This window comes from Leifsonia sp. 115AMFTsu3.1, from assembly GCF_004362795.1.
Classification (GTDB): Bacteria; Actinomycetota; Actinomycetes; order Actinomycetales; family Microbacteriaceae; genus Leifsonia.
This window is the reverse complement of sequence record NZ_SNYB01000001.1, coordinates 492,300-508,120: the sequence shown is the minus strand read 5'-3', so window position 1 is coordinate 508,120 and position 15,821 is coordinate 492,300. Positions and strand designations below refer to the sequence as shown.

At 70.3% G+C, this 15,821-nt stretch carries 17 protein-coding genes and 3 tRNA genes; 8 read left to right on the top strand and 12 right to left on the bottom strand.

The window, feature by feature from the left end; all coding sequences use genetic code 11:
* The first annotated feature begins 34 nt into the window (after positions 1–34).
* Both AXZ95_RS02630 and AXZ95_RS02625 read left to right on the top strand, forming a co-directional pair.
* Positions 35–631: a helix-turn-helix transcriptional regulator gene (locus tag AXZ95_RS02630; protein ID WP_026307015.1), complete on the top strand. Its 597-nt coding sequence runs from the start codon at positions 35–37 to the stop codon at positions 629–631.
* A 71-nt stretch (positions 632–702) separates the two neighbouring features.
* Complete coding sequence (locus tag AXZ95_RS02625; protein WP_018189441.1) at positions 703–1,842, top strand: site-specific integrase; 1,140 nt, start codon at positions 703–705, stop codon at positions 1,840–1,842.
* Between the two features lie 79 nt (positions 1,843–1,921).
* On the opposite strand, the gene AXZ95_RS02620 is transcribed toward AXZ95_RS02625, so the two are convergent.
* The 3 genes from AXZ95_RS02620 to AXZ95_RS02610 form a co-directional block, all read right to left on the bottom strand.
* Positions 1,922–1,995: transfer RNA gene (locus AXZ95_RS02620), tRNA-Met, on the bottom strand.
* 45 nt (positions 1,996–2,040) lie between these two features.
* Positions 2,041–2,112: transfer RNA gene (locus AXZ95_RS02615), tRNA-Thr, on the bottom strand.
* Between the two features lie 118 nt (positions 2,113–2,230).
* On the bottom strand, positions 2,231–3,187 hold the full coding sequence (locus AXZ95_RS02610; RefSeq protein ID WP_018189440.1) for an aldo/keto reductase: 957 nt from the start codon (positions 3,185–3,187) through the stop codon (positions 2,231–2,233).
* Positions 3,188–3,297: 110 nt separating this feature from the next.
* Between AXZ95_RS02610 and AXZ95_RS02605 the strand changes: the two genes are divergently transcribed.
* From AXZ95_RS02605 to AXZ95_RS02595, 3 genes are all read left to right on the top strand, one after another.
* A complete protein-coding gene (locus AXZ95_RS02605; protein ID WP_018189439.1) occupies positions 3,298–4,155 on the top strand; it encodes a pentapeptide repeat-containing protein in 858 nt (285 codons plus the stop codon).
* A 133-nt stretch (positions 4,156–4,288) separates the two neighbouring features.
* A complete protein-coding gene (locus AXZ95_RS02600) occupies positions 4,289–5,317 on the top strand; it encodes a LacI family DNA-binding transcriptional regulator (protein WP_018189438.1) in 1,029 nt (342 codons plus the stop codon).
* 25 nt (positions 5,318–5,342) lie between these two features.
* Positions 5,343–7,091 carry a glycoside hydrolase family 13 protein gene (locus AXZ95_RS02595; RefSeq protein ID WP_018189437.1) on the top strand — a complete coding sequence of 583 codons (1,749 nt, stop codon included), beginning with the start codon at positions 5,343–5,345 and terminating at the stop codon, positions 7,089–7,091.
* A gap of 11 nt (positions 7,092–7,102) precedes the next feature.
* On the opposite strand, the gene AXZ95_RS02590 is transcribed toward AXZ95_RS02595, so the two are convergent.
* The 3 genes from AXZ95_RS02590 to AXZ95_RS02580 all read right to left on the bottom strand — a co-directional run bounded on the left by AXZ95_RS02590 (position 7,103) and on the right by AXZ95_RS02580 (position 8,551).
* Complete coding sequence (locus tag AXZ95_RS02590; protein WP_018189436.1) at positions 7,103–7,915, bottom strand: inositol monophosphatase family protein; 813 nt, start codon at positions 7,913–7,915, stop codon at positions 7,103–7,105.
* Positions 7,916–8,008: 93 nt separating this feature from the next.
* A tRNA-Tyr gene (locus tag AXZ95_RS02585) sits at positions 8,009–8,090 on the bottom strand.
* Between the two features lie 110 nt (positions 8,091–8,200).
* Positions 8,201–8,551: a helix-turn-helix transcriptional regulator gene (locus AXZ95_RS02580; RefSeq protein WP_018189435.1), complete on the bottom strand. Its 351-nt coding sequence runs from the start codon at positions 8,549–8,551 to the stop codon at positions 8,201–8,203.
* Positions 8,552–8,679: 128 nt separating this feature from the next.
* Here AXZ95_RS02580 and AXZ95_RS02575 point away from each other — a divergent pair, with 128 nt between their 5' ends.
* Complete coding sequence (locus AXZ95_RS02575) at positions 8,680–9,162, top strand: nucleoside deaminase (RefSeq protein ID WP_018189434.1); 483 nt, start codon at positions 8,680–8,682, stop codon at positions 9,160–9,162.
* 67 nt (positions 9,163–9,229) lie between these two features.
* A complete protein-coding gene (locus tag AXZ95_RS19555; RefSeq protein ID WP_166645306.1) occupies positions 9,230–9,373 on the top strand; it encodes a hypothetical protein in 144 nt (47 codons plus the stop codon).
* A gap of 12 nt (positions 9,374–9,385) precedes the next feature.
* On the opposite strand, the gene AXZ95_RS02570 is transcribed toward AXZ95_RS19555, so the two are convergent.
* The 5 genes from AXZ95_RS02570 to AXZ95_RS02550 form a co-directional block, all read right to left on the bottom strand.
* Positions 9,386–10,033, bottom strand: coding sequence for a biliverdin-producing heme oxygenase (locus tag AXZ95_RS02570; protein ID WP_018189432.1), 648 nt, complete (start codon positions 10,031–10,033; stop codon positions 9,386–9,388).
* 28 nt (positions 10,034–10,061) lie between these two features.
* Positions 10,062–11,438, bottom strand: coding sequence for an acyltransferase (locus AXZ95_RS02565; RefSeq protein ID WP_231374311.1), 1,377 nt, complete (start codon positions 11,436–11,438; stop codon positions 10,062–10,064).
* A gap of 172 nt (positions 11,439–11,610) precedes the next feature.
* Complete coding sequence (locus AXZ95_RS02560; protein WP_018189430.1) at positions 11,611–12,282, bottom strand: response regulator transcription factor; 672 nt, start codon at positions 12,280–12,282, stop codon at positions 11,611–11,613.
* Positions 12,279–13,511 (bottom strand): sensor histidine kinase, encoded by a 1,233-nt coding sequence (locus AXZ95_RS02555; protein ID WP_018189429.1) that lies wholly within the window; start codon positions 13,509–13,511, stop codon positions 12,279–12,281. Before AXZ95_RS02555 ends, AXZ95_RS02560 begins: the two co-directional genes overlap by 4 nt.
* The gene (locus AXZ95_RS02550; protein ID WP_018189428.1) at positions 13,508–14,197 is read right to left on the bottom strand and encodes a VTT domain-containing protein; all 690 of its coding nucleotides are present in this window, start codon (positions 14,195–14,197) and stop codon (positions 13,508–13,510) included. The genes AXZ95_RS02555 and AXZ95_RS02550 overlap by 4 nt, the downstream gene beginning before the upstream one ends.
* A gap of 127 nt (positions 14,198–14,324) precedes the next feature.
* Between AXZ95_RS02550 and AXZ95_RS02545 the strand changes: the two genes are divergently transcribed.
* Positions 14,325–14,813: a YajQ family cyclic di-GMP-binding protein gene (locus tag AXZ95_RS02545; protein ID WP_018189427.1), complete on the top strand. Its 489-nt coding sequence runs from the start codon at positions 14,325–14,327 to the stop codon at positions 14,811–14,813.
* Here AXZ95_RS02545 and AXZ95_RS02540 read toward each other — a convergent pair.
* Complete coding sequence (locus AXZ95_RS02540; protein ID WP_018189426.1) at positions 14,800–15,816, bottom strand: alpha/beta hydrolase; 1,017 nt, start codon at positions 15,814–15,816, stop codon at positions 14,800–14,802. The genes AXZ95_RS02545 and AXZ95_RS02540 overlap by 14 nt on opposite strands.
* Positions 15,817–15,821 lie beyond the last annotated feature (5 nt).

Here is a 15,821-nt window from a genome sequence, read left to right as displayed (position 1 = left end):
GCTTTGACAAGACCTTCAGGGTTACTCTGTCGAAATGACGGACTTTCGATCGGAAAGCAGCGTGGGCGCTCGCATCAAACACGCCCGACGACAGCGGGGCTTCCGCACCACTCGGGACTTGGCCGAGGCGATCCCCGGCGGCAACGTGACCGCCGCGATCCTGGAGAACATCGAGTCCGGGCGAAAGGCTGACATCAGCGTCAGCCAGCTCCTGAACATCGCACGTGCCCTCGGCGTTCCGCCAACCATGCTCCTCGCCCCGATCGGCCGACCGAACACCGAACTGGACCTGCCCAACCTAAGTGACGACTTCAATGGCATGACGGCCGCCGAGTTCGATTGCTGGCTTTCCGCGACACCGGCCAGTTCTTACGTTCCTGGCCTGGCCGCCGAACGGTTCGACATCGACATCCTGACGTCATTGCGGGAGCTCGGAACACTGCGCCGGGAGGTCAACCGGCTCCGCATCGTCCGCGACGTCCACCTGACGTCTGGCGACCCGGAACTCTCGGCCTCGAGCGCCGAAGTCGACGAGCGGATCGACCGCATTACACGGGAGGCGGCCCGAGTGAGCGGCTTGCTTGAGAGCGCCGGGCTTATCGGAATCGCTAGCGAACGGGCGGGAGTTTAGGCGGTCAGCCTGCGGGCACAGGCAGCACCCGAGCGACCGCCGGCGCATCCAGCAGTCGGAAGGAGTGCAACATGGTTCGGCCGAGAACGCCGATCGGAAGCTATGGCAACGTCTCGGTGGCGCAGATCGAAGACGGGAAGTGGCGCGCCCGGACGCGATACCGCTTCGACGATGGCTTCCTTCGACAGATCGAGCGATTCGGCTCCACAAGGGCGAAGGCGCGCAACTCACTTCAGCGCGCCCTCACCACCGTCGAGCCCAGCACCCGCAAGAGTCTCAAACGAGAGACCACTCTCTCTGCCCTCGCGGACGCCTTCCTGGAAAGCAAAGCAGATCGAGCTCCCCGTACCGTGGACACGTACCGTCAGACGATCGAACACCTAATCCGCCCGAGGATCGGCTCGCTCGCCGTCTCGGAAGCCACCACCGAACGACTCGACCGTTTCATCACTAGCGTGAGCTCCACGAGCGGCCCAGGGGCCGCCAAAGCATGCCGGGCCGTCCTGTCCGGAATGATGGGTCTTGCCGCGCGCTCAGACCTCGTGCGCACAAATCCGGTGCGCGAGATCGGCCACATCAAGCGCGCGCGTGAGGGTGCTACGGCGATCACGCTGGACGAGCTGCCGGCGCTTCTCAACGCGGTCAAGAACGACGAACGCCTCCGTCAACTCGACCAAGTCGATGTGATCTTCTTCCTCGCCAGCACCGGCTGCCGGCTCGGCGAAGTACTGGCAGTCTCCTGGGATGCCGTCGACCTAGATGCACGCCTGCTGACGATCAAGGCGAACGTTGTCCGAGCACACGGTAAAGGGGTGATCATCCAGAACCATGCCAAGACCGCGGCTGGCACTCGGACCATCGCTATCGCTGACTCCCTCGTCGAGCTGCTGCGTCGCCGCCAGTCCGAGTTCAAGGTGGCCAACGCGCATGACCTAATCTTCCCGACGATCCGGGGCAAGATCCGCGACCCCCGCAACACTTCCCGCGACTGGCGCGACGCACGGGAACGGCTCGGGTTTCCTAAGGTCACCAGTCACAGCTTCCGGAAGACCGTTGCAACCGCGCTAGACCAGGCTGGGATGACTGCGCGCGAGATCGCCGAGTACCTCGGGCATGAGAATCCCTCTCTCACCCAGGACGTTTACATGGCCAAGAACACCGGCGGCGCACGGGCCGCAGCAGCGCTCAACACGGTCGTGGGAGCGAAATGAATGTGCGGGGTTTATGCGGGGCGCCGCCTTCCGCAGAGACGAAAAAGCCCCCGGAACCGTTGAGATTCCGGGGGTTTTGTAGCGAGGGCGGGACTCGAACCCGCGACACCACGATTATGAGCCGTGTGCTCTAACCACCTGAGCTACCCCGCCGTGGCATCCCCACGTCGAGCGAGCCAGTCGCAGGACGGGAGACGGAGCCCCCTGTGGGAATCGGACCCACTACCTCTTCCTTACCAAGGAAGTGCTCTACCAATGAGCTAAGGGGGCGGAGCCGTGACGGCCGGAGGCACGTCGTTTTCGGCAACCGTTCGAGGATACCACCCACGACAGGGTGCTCCGTACCATTGCGGACGCCCGGCAGCGGCGGCCCCGCCCCCTGCGAGGGTCAGGCCGCCTTGGCCGCCTCCGAGGCTCCGGCGAGCGCCTCCAGCTCGTCGCCCGTGAGCTCGAGCTCGACGGACGCGAGGAGGTCCGGCAGCTGCTCCGTGGTGCGGGCGCTGGCGATCGGGGCGGTGATGGTCGGCTGCGCGGCGAGCCAGGCGAGGGCGACCGATGCGACGGAGGCGCCGTGGGCGGCGGCCACCTCGTCCAGGGCCGAGAGGACGGCGCGGCCGGTGTCGTCGAGGTACTTCGCGGCACCGCCGGCGCGAGCGCTGTCGACCGTGACGCCTTCGCGGTACTTGCCCGTCAGGAAGCCGGCGGCGAGAGCGAAGTACGGCATCACACCGAGGCCCTCGCGCTCGGCGATCGGGCGGTACGTCGTCTCGTACCCGCGCTCGACCAGGTTGTAGTGCGGCTGGAGGGCGACGGCGCGGTGGAGCCCCTCGCGCTCGGTGATCCGGAACCACTCCTCGATGCGCTCCGGTGAGTAGTTCGAGATGCCGATGTAGCGCACCTTCCCCGCATCGACGAGGCCGGAGAGCGCCGCCACGGTCTCCTCCAACGGCACCGTCTCGTCGTCGAAGTGGGCGTAGTAGAGGTCGATGTAGTCCGACTTCAGCCGCTCCAGCGAGGCGTCGGCCGCCCGACGGATGTTGTCGGCGGCGAGTCCCTTGAAGTCGGGGTGCTGGCTCACCTTCGTGGCGAGCACCACCTGGTCGCGGTTGCCGCGTGCTTCGAACCACTCGCCGAGGATGCGCTCGGAGTCGCCGCCCGTGTTGCCAGGGACCCACGCCGAGTAGCCGTCGGCGGTGTCGACGAAGTTGCCGCCCGCCGCGGTGTACCCGTCGAGGACGTCGAACGATGTCTCGCGGTCGGCCGTCCAGCCGAAGACGTTACCCCCCAGAGAGAGCGGGAAGACCTCGAGGTCGGACGAACCGATCGTGCGGCGCGGTGCAGTCATGCTGTTCTCCTTCGTTGTGTCGTTCTTCCACGCTAACGCGGTCGGCCCAGGGCTATTCCGGCTCTTCCTGAGGGTGTGGAAAGGTTGCAGCGGACCCGTACTGTGGACGGGTGCGCACCGCTGAAAAACCCCGCCGCGAGCTGAGAGCCGACTGCTCCCGGTGCGTCGGACTCTGCTGCGTCGCCCTCGCCTTCGCACGCTCCGCCGACTTCGCGTTCGACAAGCCCGCCGGCGACCCCTGCGTCAACCTCGCCCACGACGACCTCTGCACCATCCACCCGAGGCTCCGCGAGAGCGGCTTCCGCGGCTGCACGGTCTTCGACTGCTTCGGAGCCGGCCAGCAGGTGACGCAGCACACCTTCGACGGGATGGGGTGGCGCGGCGACGCCGACCGCCGTCGCGAGATGTTCGCCGTCTTCCCGCTCATGCGCCAGCTGCACGAGCTCCTCTGGTACCTCGAGGAGGCGCTCGCACTACCCGCGGCAGCCCGCATCCATCCCGCGCTCCGCCGTGCGCGTGCGGAGGTGCTGGAGCTGACAGACGCGCCGAGCGCGGTCATCGTCGACTCCGACATCGACGACCTGCGCGCACCGGCCGCCGAGCTCCTCCGCGAGGCCGCTCGGCTCACCCGCGAGGCCGGACCCGTCGGCACCGGACCCCTCGGTGCCGGCAGGAAGCGGACCGCGCGTTCGCGCATCCAACCGGGCGCAGACCTCCTGGGCGCCGACCTCCGCGGGGCCGACCTCCGGGGGGCCGAACTCCGCGGCGCTCTCCTGATCGCCGCCGACCTCCGCGACGCCGACCTGTCCCGTGCCGAACTGATCGGAGCCGACCTCCGCGACGCGCGCCTCGACGGCGCCGACCTCCGCGAGGCGATCTATCTGACCCAGGTCCAGGTCAACGCCGCGACGGGCGACGGCCGCACCCTCCTGCCGCCGACGCTCGACCGCCCCGGCCACTGGGCGTGACCGCATCGCGTCACAGAGTGCAAACGCTTCCACCCCACTCGCTATACTGCCGCTGTGCGCGGCCGACCGCGGGACACCGGCGGACGCAAACGCTTCCACCGCATCAGACACGACGCGAGACGCAGGAGGTGGGATGCCCGGGATCGACGATGTCGCGCGTCTCGCCGGCGTCTCCACGGCCACCGTCTCCCGCGCCCTGAGCGGCAACGGCCCGGTCTCCGACGGCACACGGGCACGCGTCGTCCAGGCGGCGTCGGAGCTCGGGTACGTCGTCTCCTCCGACGCGTCGAGCCTCGCCTCCGGCCGCACCCGCAACATCGGCGCCGTCGTGCCGCACCTCAACCGCTGGTTCTTCACGTCCGTCATCGAGGGTGCCGAGCGCGTCCTGCTCGGACAGGGCTACGACCTCACGCTCTACAACCTCAGCGGGGACGGCGGCGAGCGCCGTCGCGTCTTCGACCACCACCTCCTGCGCAACCGGGTGGATGCGGTCTTCACCGTCTCGCTGGAGCTGGCGGAGGAGGAGGTCGGCCGGCTCCTCGCGCTCGGAAAGCCCGTCGTCGGCGTGGGCGGCCCCCTCCCCGGCGTCAGCACCCTGACCATCGACGACCTGGCCGTCGCCCGCCTCGCGACCGATCACCTGATCTCGCTTGGGCACACCCGCATCGCCCACATCGGCGGCTCGCAGGAGTTCGACCTCGACTTCCACATCCCAACCAGCCGGCGCCTCGGCTACGAGCAGGCGCTGCGGGATGCGGGCCTCCCCGTCGACGAGCAGCTGCACCGCGCCTCCGACTTCACGCTCCCCGGCGGATACGACGCGGCGAAGCAGCTGCTCGGGTCGCCGCACGAGCGCCCGACGGCGATCTTCGCGGCCTCGGACGAGATGGCCATCGGCGCCATCCTCGCCGCACGCGACCTCGGGCTCTCCGTCCCCCGCGACGTCTCCATCATCGGCATCGACGACCATCCGCTCGCCGACTTCTTCGGACTGAGCACGGTCGCGCAGCATCCCGACCGGCAGGGCGAACAGGCCGCCGCCCTGCTGCTCGACGCCCTCCAGGCCGCGCGGGCCGCTCCGACCCGGGCACGCCCCGAACCCCTCAGCCACACCGCTCCGGCGGATCTGATCGTGCGGTCCAGCACCGCCGTCCACCCCTGACCATCACAACCGACACGAACACGAGGTGACCACCATCGCCGCTCCGACCCCCCTCCCCCACACCGAGCTCACGCCGTCGGCCCCCGGCCGCGAATGGTGGCGCTCCGCCGTCATCTACCAGGTGTATCCGCGCTCCTTCGCCGACTCGGACGGCGACGGGATGGGCGACCTGCCCGGCATCACCCACCGCCTCCCCGCTCTCCGCGAGCTGGGTGTGGATGCCGTCTGGCTGTCTCCGTTCCAGAGCTCGCCGCAGCGCGACGCCGGGTACGACGTCTCCGACTACTGCGACGTCGACGTCCGCTTCGGCACCCTCGCCGACTTCGACACGATGCTGGCGACCGCGCACGACCTCGGTCTGCGCGTGATCATCGACATCGTCCCGAACCACTCGTCGAGCGATCACCGCTGGTTCCAGGAGGCGCTCGCGGCCGGTCCGGGAAGCCCCGAGCGGGCGCGGTACATCTTCCGTGACGGGAAGGGCGAGAACGGCGAACTGCCGCCGAACAACTGGGAGTCGATCTTCGGCGGTGCTGCGTGGACGCGCATCACCGAGGCCGACGGGCGGCCCGGCCAGTGGTACCTGCACCTGTTCGACAAGTCGCAGCCGGACTTCGACTGGGAGAACCCGTGGGTCTGGGAGCAGTTCCGCGACGTCCTGCGCTTCTGGCTCGACCGCGGTGTCGACGGCTTCCGGGTGGATGTCGCCCACGGCATGGTGAAGGAGGCCGGCCTCCCCGACTACACCCCGCCCGCGCACATGGGCAGCATGGGCGGCACTGCGTCGACGCAGGAGACCGGCGGCATCCCGCTGGAGCCGGAGATCGCGGCGCACGCCGACGGCGAGCCGCCGACGCCTCCCTACTTCGCTCAGGACGGCGTGCACGCCATCTACCGCGACTGGCACAAGGTCCTGGATGAGTACACCGGCGACCGCGTGCTGTGCGGCGAGGCCTGGGTGGAGCCGCTCGACAAGCTGGCCCGCTGGGTCCGGCCGGACGAGATGCAGCAGACCTTCAACTTCGCGTACCTGGAGACCCCGTGGAACGCGTCCGCTCTCCGCAGCGTGATCGACCGCTCGATCGCCGCGTTCAGCAGCGTCGGCGCCCCGAGCACCTGGGTGCTGTCGAACCACGACGTCGTCCGCCACGCGACGCGCCTCGCTCTGCACGGCGAGAACCTGCAGGGGCACGGCATCGGTCCGAAGACCACCGGGCTCCCGGACCCGGTCTTCGCTCTCCATCGGGCGCGGGCGGCGACGGCACTCATGCTGGCCTTGCCCGGTTCCGCCTACCTCTACCAGGGCGAGGAGCTCGGGCTGCCCGAGGCGATCGACCTGCCGGACGACGCGCGCCAGGACCCGACGTGGTTCCGCACCAACGGCGAGCGGTACGGCCGTGACGGCTGCCGCGTCCCCATCCCGTGGGAGGGCACCGAGGCGTCGTACGGTTTCGGTCCGACCGCCGCGAGCTGGCTGCCCCAGCCGGCGACCTGGGCGGCATATACGCGGTCGTCGCAGGCGGGCGTTCCGGGTTCGACGCTGACGATGTACCAGGACGCCCTGGAGGCTCGCCGTCGCTACGACCTGGCGTTCGGCTCCCCCGAATGGATCGACCTGGGCGGCGACACGCTCGCCTTCCGCTCCGGCGAGGTCACCGTGGTGGTCAACTTCGGGGAGGAGCCGGTGGAACTGCCCGAGGGCGAGGTCGTCCTGGCGAGCGGGGCGCTCGACGGAGGCACCCTTCCCCGCGACACGACCGCCTGGCTGGTCTGAGCCGCTCGGCGTCACTCCCAGTCGGCGTAGAAGCGCTCGACGCGGGGGTGCAGCTGCTCGAAGAGGTCCGGCGCGGCCGCCACCGTGAGGCGGCGGTCGGCCGGGCCTCCGCCGATTCCGGCGACGCGCGCTCCGGCCTCCTGGGCGATCAGGGCGCCGGCGGCGTGATCCCACGGGTTCAGTCCGCGCTCGTAGTACCCGTCGAGCCGGCCGGCGGCGACCGAGCACAGGTCGAGAGACGCGGCGCCGATGCGGCGGATGTCGCGCACGTCGCCGATCAGCTCGGCGACGAATCCCGCCTGCCGGCGCCGCACCTCGGCGTCGTAGCCGAAGCCGGTGCCGATGAGGGCGAGCGGCAGCTCCACCCCTTCGGTGACGTGGATGGGCTCCCCGTTCAGCCGCGCCCCTCCCCCGGTGTACGCGGTGAAGACCTCTCCGGATATGGGGTTCACCACGGCACCGGCGAGAGCCTTCCAGGTCGCGGGCTCCGGATCGCCCTCGACGACGGCGATGCTGACGGCCCAGGCCGGGATGCCGTAGAAGTAGTTGACCGTCCCGTCGATCGGGTCGACGACCCAGGTCAGACCGCTCTGACTGCTGCCGCCGCCGGACTCCTCGCCGAGGAACCCGTCACGCGGGCGTGCGGCCGAGAGCGCGTCGCGGATCAGCTGCTCCGTCTCGCGGTCGGCGCGCGTGACGATGTCGCTGAGCGACGACTTGGACGCGGCGATCTCCACCCCGTCCTGACGGCGCTGCAGCGCGAAGGCGGCGGCGCGGCGGGCGACGGTGGCGGCGATCTCGAGCAGCTCGGCGTTGGAGGTCATGCCTCCAGCCTGTCAGACCTGTGTGGCATGCGTCTCATGACGAAAGCCCCCGGCCGGTGGCCGAGGGCTTGTCGCGAAGCGTTCTGAACGCGGTGGCGAGTGAGGGATTCGAACCCCCGAAGTCGTAGACAGCTGATTTACAGTCAGATCCCTTTGGCCGCTTGGGTAACTCGCCATTGGCGCTTTCGACCACCAGTTCACTCGTGACCGAAGGCGCCACACAAGAATACTCGGCGGGCGGCTGCAGACGAAATCAGCGCCCGCTCAGCGGCCACACGGCCGGCGTCAGGCGGCGAGCGCGACGACTCCGGAGGTCTGCGCAGTGCCGCCGACCGCAGCGGACTGCAGCTCCAGAGTGGATGCGGGCTCGCGCTCGATCTCCCGCTCCGGCACCAGAGTCAGCACCTGCGCGCCCGCGAACTCGGCCGCGACGCGGGTCAGGAGCTCACCCTCGCTGATCCCGAGCACGCGGCACAGCGCGGCGAGGATCTCGGACGACGCCTCTTTGCGGCCCCGCTCGATCTCGGAGAGGTACGGGACCGACACCCTCGAGGTCTCGGAGAGCTCGCGCAGCGTCGTCCCGCGCTCCGTCCTGATCCGGCGGAGCACCGATCCGATCGCATGCCGTACGAGCATGCCGCCAGCCTATGTCGGCTCGGCCGCATCCGCGCCCGTCGATTTCGGCGGTTCTGCTCTGGGCAGAATCACCGATAGACAGGTATCGGGCCCAGCCGCCCGCGCATCCACTCAGGAGGACCCGACCCATGACCGCAGCAGCAGCGACCGAAGACCACGTGCGACGCGCGATCCAGGTGTCCCTCGACGCCCGCGCCCACGGCAACCACCCGTTCGGCGCGATCCTCGTCGCTCCCGACGGCACGATCTCCCTCGAAGCGGAGAACACCGTGGTCACCGAGAACGACATCACCGGCCACGCGGAGACCAATCTGGTGAGAAAGGCGTGGGAGGCCATCCCGCACGCCGAGCTCCCCGGATACACCCTCGTCACCTCGTGCGAGCCGTGCGCCATGTGCAGCGGCGCGATCTACTGGGCCGGGATCGGCACGGTGGTCTACGGCCTCTCCGAGCAGGGGCTGCGCGCCCTGACGGGCGACCACCCCGAGAATCCGACGCTGGACCACCCGTGCCGCCTCATCTTCGCCGACGGGAGCCGCGAGGTCACTGTCCTCGGCCCGGTCCTCGAAGACGAAGCGGCCGATCCGCACCGCGGCTTCTGGCACGACTGAAGGCCGTGATCGCGACACCCCGACGGGCCTGCGGCCGATGTCGGTGGTCGGGCGCACAATCGGGGGCATGAGAACGTTGGAGATTTGCGAACGGTGCGACGGGACCGGGGCCGACCCCGCCCAGCGCAGTGAGGAGATCACCCTCTGCGTCGAGTGCAACGGTGACGGCTGCCACGTCACCTACTACGCCGAGCTCGCGCAGACGGCCTGATCCCGGTCAGCGTCAGGCGGCGGCCTTCGCCGTCGCCAGGTCGTCGAACAGTTCCGTGTTGAAGCGGAACGCCAGCGACACCTCGCCGATGACGCGGTCGCGCTCCTCCTCGGTCCACTCGACCGCATCCAGCTGCGACCGATAGGTGTCCTTGAACAGCTTCGGCTTGGCGATGTCGGCGAACAGGTAGAACCCGACGCCGTTGGTCTCGAACCCGTACTGGCGCTGAAGCAGAGTGCGGATGATCTGGCCGCCGGACAGGTCGCCGAGGTACCGCGTGTAGTGGTGCGCGATGAAGCCGCCCGGCCAGGTGCGCCCGACCTCGCGGATGCGGGCCGTGTACCGCGCCGTCGAGGGCAGGGGCGCGATCCGCTCGCGCCAGTCGTCGCCGAGCAGGAAGGCGAGGTCGGCCTCGATCGCCGGCAGGCGGGTCAGCTTGGGGCTGATGAACAGGGCGGCGACCGGGTCTTCGCGCATCCACACGGCCGCCTCTTCGAGGGCCTCGTAGATGAAGTAGTGCTGCGAGAGAAGCTGGATGTAGTCGTCGCGGCAGCCCCGGCCGCTCATCAGGTCTTGCATGAACCCGGCGCCCTCGCTCTCCTGGTGGACACCCCGCGTGCGTTCGCGGAGGGCTTCGGAGAAGGGGATCAGATCAGCCATCGGGTCTCCTGACTTAGGGGAGGCTTGCCTAAGCCTCTCCTACCCGCGCGACTCCCGTCAAGACGACCGGGCGCTGCTCTGCCGACACGCCCGGCGAGCGCAGTAGGCCGAGGCACGCGAGGATCAGCCCGGCGCCCACGATCCATCCCGCCAGCGCCGACCCGGAGACCAGAATGAGCAGGACACCGCCGGCTCCCGCGGCCGCGGCGCACACCGCGCGGACCGGCCTCGCGACGCGCCATCCCATCCCAGCCCCCGCGTCGGACGGCCGGGCCTCGAGCCGCCCGGCGACCGCCACAACCACGGCCACCGCCACCCCGGCGGCGGCCAGCCACAGCGGCCGCGTCAGCCACCACCCGGCCGACAGCGGCTGAGGCAGCGACTCGCCGCCCGCCATGAGCAGCACACCCGCCAGAAGAACCAGAACGAGCATGTGCCACGAGTACACGGTCATCGCGCGTCGATTCACGGCGGCCACGTACCGGCCGAGGATGCGACCCTCCGCGAGGCGCGCCAGACGGGTGCGCAGCAGGGAGAACACGGCGAGCTGACCGACGCCGAGGAGCACGAGGGCTCCGGTCGGCGGATTGAGATTGAGGTAGAGGTCGGGGGAGTAGACGCCGGCGGCGCACAGCACGGCCAGAGTCCCGAACGCGGCGACGGCCATCCACCTCGCACGACGTGCTGACCATCCGTCCCGGGGAAGCGTTGCGAGAACGAAGCCCAGTTGCTGGACGAGCAACCACACGAAGAGCAGGTTGATCAGGCCCACGGCGGCCACGCCCGTGGATGCGCGGACCACGTCCACGGAGAGCACCGCTGCGCCCAGACCCGCGAGCGCGAGCAGGGGACGACGCCGGTGCAGGGCGGCCAGCAGAGGCAGCGCCGCCGTGCACACGACGTAGACGCCGAGGAACCACAGCGGCTGGCTGAGCCGGAAACCCGCGGTCGCCACGATGTCGTCCGGTACGCCGGCCAGTTGCAGCAGGGCCAGCAGCACCACGATCGCGAGTACCGCCGCGACCGCCGGCACGAACAGGCGCCGCAGGCGACCGGCGAGCTGGGCACCGTACCCGTCACCCCGCAGGCGCGCGCGCTCCCACTGCAGGAACCCAGAGAAACCGCCGAGCACGAAGAAGAGCGGCATGACCTGGCCGAACCAGGTCAGGATGCCGAACCCGCTCCAGTGCTCCATCGCGTTCTGGAGCAGCGGCCCGTCGGCCGTGACGGAGACGCCGACCATCAGAGCGTGAAGGGCGACGACGACGGTGAGGCACCAGGCGCGGGCCACATCCACTGCGGCGTCACGCCGAGGGGACGGAGCGCGGTCGGGATGCGGACCCGTAGCGGCTCGCGCCGGAGTCGGCGGGGAGTCGGGCGCGAGCGTGGCGGCTGCGAGAGACATCGGACGTTCCTTCCGTCCGGTCGGGGTGACCGGTCGGAACGAGCGTCTCGATGCGGTGTCGGCCGCCGCGTCCCTCCGCGGAGCCAACCCTCGGCACTACCGCGGTAGGGGTGGCGTCAGCGGCCCAGCGCTGCCAGCGCTGTCGCCGCTGTCGCCCGCCGCGTATGTGGCGTTACGGCGCCGGCTCGACGAGCCCGGCATCGAAGGCCAGGATCACGGCCTGCACCCGGTCGCGCAGGCCCAGTTTGGTGAAGATGCGGCTCACGTGCGTCTTCACGGTCTGCTCCGCGATGAAGAGCTGCGCCGCGATCTCGGCGTTCGACCTGCCCCGCCCGATGAGCACGAGGATCTCGCGCTCGCGCTCGGTCAGGTCGGCGAGCAGGAGAGCGCGGCTGGAGGTGGCGGGCCGCTGGGTCGCGAACCGCTCCAGCAGTCGTTTGGTCACGCGCGGAGCGAGCAGCGCCTCCCCGGCCGCGACGACGCGCACGGCGTGGACGAGGTCGTCCGGCGGCGCGTCCTTGAGCAGGAACCCGCTCGCACCGGCGGCGAGCGCGTCGTAGACGTACTCGTCCGCGTCGAACGTGGTCAGCACGAGAACGAGCGGTCGATGCGGCTCACCGCGCGACGGATGGACGAGCTCGCGCGTCGCGTCGATGCCGTTCATGCCGGGCATCCGGACGTCCATGAGCACGACGTCCGGTCGCAGCCGGCGCGCCAGTTCGACGCCCTCAGCGCCGTCCGACGCCTGGCCGAGCACGTCGATCCCGTCCTGGGCCGCGAGGATGGCGGCGAAGCCGGCGCGGACCATCGCCTGGTCGTCGACCACGAGCACGGAGATCGTCACGGCGTTCCATTCTTCCCGGCGAGCGGGAGGACCGCACGCACGACGAACCCGCCGTCGGGATGCGCGGCGGCGGTCAGCGTGCCGCCGAGCAGCTCCGCCCGCTCCCGCATCCCGCGGACGCCGTGCCCTCCACCGTCGGGAGCAGGCGGCGAGGCGGGGCGACCGGGGGCCGGGGCATTGCGGACCTCGATCGCGAGCGAGTCGTCCACCCGGTCCAGGCGAACCATGGTGGCGGCGTCGGTCGCGTGCCGCGCGACGTTGCTGAGCGACTCCTGCACGATCCGGTAGGCGGCGAGAGAGGTGATGGCGTCCATGCCGCCGGTGTCGACGTCGGTGCCGACGAGCTCCACCCGTCCGCGCCGCGCCGCGTCGGCGACCAGCGCCGGGATGTCCGTCACGCCCGGCTGCGGCGCCGTCTCCACCCCGGCGTCGTCGCTGCGCAGTACCCCGAGCAGTCGCCGCATCTCCCCCATCGCGGTGCGCGCGGTGGCGGCGAGGTCGTCGAACTCGGCGACCGCCTCGTCCGGGAGCGACGGGATGCGGTACTTCGCGCTCGACGCCTGCACCTGGATCGCCGACATCCCGTGCGCCACGATGTCGTGCAGTTCGCGCGCGATGCGGGTCCGCTCCTCCGCGACCTCACGCCGTGCGAGCTCCCCCGCGGAGGTCTGCCGTTCGCGCACCAACTGGCGGCGAACATCCTGCCAGCGCGAAACGAGCAACGCCCCGAGGAGCACAGCTCCGCTGACGGACGCGAACACGATCAGGTCGGCCGTCGCGGCGCCGTCGACTCCGCTCGCCGTGCCGCCAGCAGCGCCGCCCACCACTCCGATGGTCACCGCTCCCGCGACCGCGACGGCCCACGCCACCAGTCCGGGACGCCAGGCGCCCCGCACGACGACGAGGGCGATCGTGGCCGAGAACGCGACGATGGATGGGGCCGACACCGGCCACGGAGCGGACGCCGTCGCGGGTGAGACGACGGCGAAGCCCAGCAGCGAGGCCGCGGCGGCAGCGGCCGCGACGCGCGGCCAGAGCAATGCGCCAACGATGGACGCGCCCTGGAGGAGCGCTAGAAGCAGGGCGAGAGCGACGGGCACGCCGTAGACGGCCGGTCCGATGGAGGCGGCGACCGCGACGATGGCGACGGACGCTGCGGCAGCGGCAATCCACAGCACGAGGAGCCACCGGTCGACCCGGGCGGTGGTGGGGAGGCTGTTCGCGGTCATCGGCGTCCTCCCTCCAGTGCGGCGCGTCGCGCTCCGGTCCGCGCAGGTCGGGATGCGACGGCGGCAGGCGACTCGACGCCCGCCCGCGACGCGCGCCGGCGAGCGGAACGCCGTAGGAGCGCATCCACCACGACCCCCGTGCCGACTCCGAGTGCGATGCCGACGACCATCGCGAGGAACGCGTTGCCGTGCAGCCACTGGGCCGCGACCACCCCCACTGTAACGGAGTAGAGCGCCCACGAGACGCCCGCGATGACCGACAGCCCGACGAACCGGCGCCACGCCAGACCGGACGCCCCGGCCACCAGATTGACGGCCACCCGGCCGACCGGAACGTATCGCGCCGACAGCACCAGGACCCCGGCGCGAGCGTGGATGCCGCGCCGTGCGCGCTCGACGGCGGCGGCCATGCGTGGCCTCCGCAGCACCCGGAACCGGTCGAGCCCCAACGTCCTCCCGAGCGCGAAGGTGAGGTTGTCGCCCACGATCGCCCCCGCGGCGGCGCATGCCAGCACCAGGGGCAGGTTCGGAACGCCGACGGCGACCGCCGCAGCAGAGGCGCCGATCACGACAGACTCGCTCGGAACAGGCGGGAAGAAGGCGTCCACCAGCACGACCGCGAAGACGACGAGATAGACCCACGGAGATGCGGCCGCTGCCGCGATGAAGTCGTTGATGGCGTCCATGGTCCCGACGATAGGAATCGGAGCGCCCTCCGCGCGTCCCCCGGGAGTACCGGTCCGACCCCTACCGCGGAGGGACTTGTCCCGCCTCGTAGACTGGGAGCAGCTCACTACGGGAAGGACGGACACCATGGCAGACTCCTCGTTCGACGTCGTCAGCAAGGTCGACAAGATGGAGGCGGACAACGCCGTCAACCAGGCCCGCAAAGAGGTGGACCAGCGCTACGACTTCAAGAACGTCGGCGCATCCGTCGAGTGGAGCGGCGAGAAGGTCCTCCTGAAGGCGAACACCGAAGAGCGCGTGAAGGCCGTGCTCGAGGTTCTCGAGTCGAAGTTCGTCAAGCGGGGCATCACCCTCAAGTCGCTCGACACCGGCGCGCCGTACGCGTCCGGCAAGGAGTTCCGCATCGAGGTCGGACTCAAGAACGGCATCGAGCAGGATGCGGCCAAGAAGATCAACAAACTGATCCGCGATGAGGCACCCAAGAGCGTGAAGTCGCAGATCCAGGGCGACGAGCTGCGGGTCAGCTCCAAGAGCCGCGACGATCTGCAGGCCACCATGGCGCTGCTCAAGAACGCGGACCTCGACGTCGCCCTGCAGTTCGTCAACCTGCGCTGAGGTACCCGCGCATCCACTGCGTGATGGATGCGTATGCCGCCTGGCGCACCGGCGGTCGCGACAGGAACACGTCGTGGAGGGCGTCCTCCAGCCACGACACGGTGACGGTCGGCCCGAGTTGCAGGGCGCGCTGAGCGATGTCGCGGACGACGAGCACCACGTCCGAGGTCAGCATGTCCGGCGTCCAGTGCGGCAGCAGCGTCGACCGTTCGGACAACAGGGTGAGCACGGGTGCGTCGATGTGCAGGCCCGCAGCGACGCGCGCGTGCCCGGCCAGCACGGCCACCAGCCAGGCGGGGTGGACCGGGAAGCCGCGGATGGGGCGCCAGGCCAGGTCATAGTCCCACTCGCCGTCCATGGTGCGTGACACCGTCCGGCTGTAGAAGCCCAGGTCGACGTTGGGCATCGCCGCTTTCGGGTCGATGCGCGCGTGCAGGTCGATGAGCGGTGTCAGGGCGGCGCGACCCGCCGACCGGGCTTGGAACTCGAGCCAGGGGCTGTTCAGGATGAGCGCATCCGCTCGGCCGGGGTGGCGGTCGGCCCACAGGCTGAGGGTGAGACCGCCGGTCGAGTGGCCCAGCAGGATGAGGCGGCGCGACCGCGGGCGCTGTGGGGCGTCCGCGCCCGGGGTCTCGCCATGACCGATCGCGTCCAGCGCTGCCGCGATGTCCTCGTCGTAGACGGCCAGGTCGTCCACGAACCCCGGGGTCTGCCCCTCGCGGAGACTGCGGCCGTACTTGCGCAGATCGAGCGCGTGGAACCGAGCGCCCTGGCTGTGCCAGAACTCGGCGAGCTCGGTCTGGAAGAAGTAATCCGACCAGCCGTGCACGTACAGGACGTCGGTGTCGGCGGCGGGCCGACGGTGCAGGTGGAGGCGCGGCGGCGGCGAGTATCGCACGAGCGTGGCGACGACGTCGCCCTCCGCGTCCGGTCGCAGCGGAAGCGTCAGCTGCTCGAACGGCTCCCCGAGGATGTCGGGGACCCACTCGCGCGCGTTCGCCATGCCGC

Excerpts from the sequence above, each read along its gene's own strand:
- AXZ95_RS02630 (WP_026307015.1), top strand. The coding sequence starts at position 35 with ATGACGGACTTTCGATCGGAAAGCAGCGTGGGCGCTCGCATCAAACAC.
- AXZ95_RS02625 (WP_018189441.1), top strand. The coding sequence starts at position 703 with ATGGTTCGGCCGAGAACGCCGATCGGAAGCTATGGCAACGTCTCGGTG.
- AXZ95_RS02610 (WP_018189440.1), bottom strand. The coding sequence starts at position 3,187 with ATGACTGCACCGCGCCGCACGATCGGTTCGTCCGACCTCGAGGTCTTC.
- AXZ95_RS02600 (WP_018189438.1), top strand. The coding sequence starts at position 4,289 with ATGCCCGGGATCGACGATGTCGCGCGTCTCGCCGGCGTCTCCACGGCC.
- AXZ95_RS02590 (WP_018189436.1), bottom strand. The coding sequence starts at position 7,915 with ATGACCTCCAACGCCGAGCTGCTCGAGATCGCCGCCACCGTCGCCCGC.
- AXZ95_RS02580 (WP_018189435.1), bottom strand. The coding sequence starts at position 8,551 with ATGCTCGTACGGCATGCGATCGGATCGGTGCTCCGCCGGATCAGGACG.
- AXZ95_RS02575 (WP_018189434.1), top strand. The coding sequence starts at position 8,680 with ATGACCGCAGCAGCAGCGACCGAAGACCACGTGCGACGCGCGATCCAG.
- AXZ95_RS19555 (WP_166645306.1), top strand. The coding sequence starts at position 9,230 with ATGAGAACGTTGGAGATTTGCGAACGGTGCGACGGGACCGGGGCCGAC.
- AXZ95_RS02570 (WP_018189432.1), bottom strand. The coding sequence starts at position 10,033 with ATGGCTGATCTGATCCCCTTCTCCGAAGCCCTCCGCGAACGCACGCGG.
- AXZ95_RS02565 (WP_231374311.1), bottom strand. The coding sequence starts at position 11,438 with ATGTCTCTCGCAGCCGCCACGCTCGCGCCCGACTCCCCGCCGACTCCG.
- AXZ95_RS02555 (WP_018189429.1), bottom strand. The coding sequence starts at position 13,511 with ATGACCGCGAACAGCCTCCCCACCACCGCCCGGGTCGACCGGTGGCTC.
- AXZ95_RS02550 (WP_018189428.1), bottom strand. The coding sequence starts at position 14,197 with ATGGACGCCATCAACGACTTCATCGCGGCAGCGGCCGCATCTCCGTGG.
- AXZ95_RS02545 (WP_018189427.1), top strand. The coding sequence starts at position 14,325 with ATGGCAGACTCCTCGTTCGACGTCGTCAGCAAGGTCGACAAGATGGAG.
- AXZ95_RS02540 (WP_018189426.1), bottom strand. The coding sequence starts at position 15,816 with ATGGCGAACGCGCGCGAGTGGGTCCCCGACATCCTCGGGGAGCCGTTC.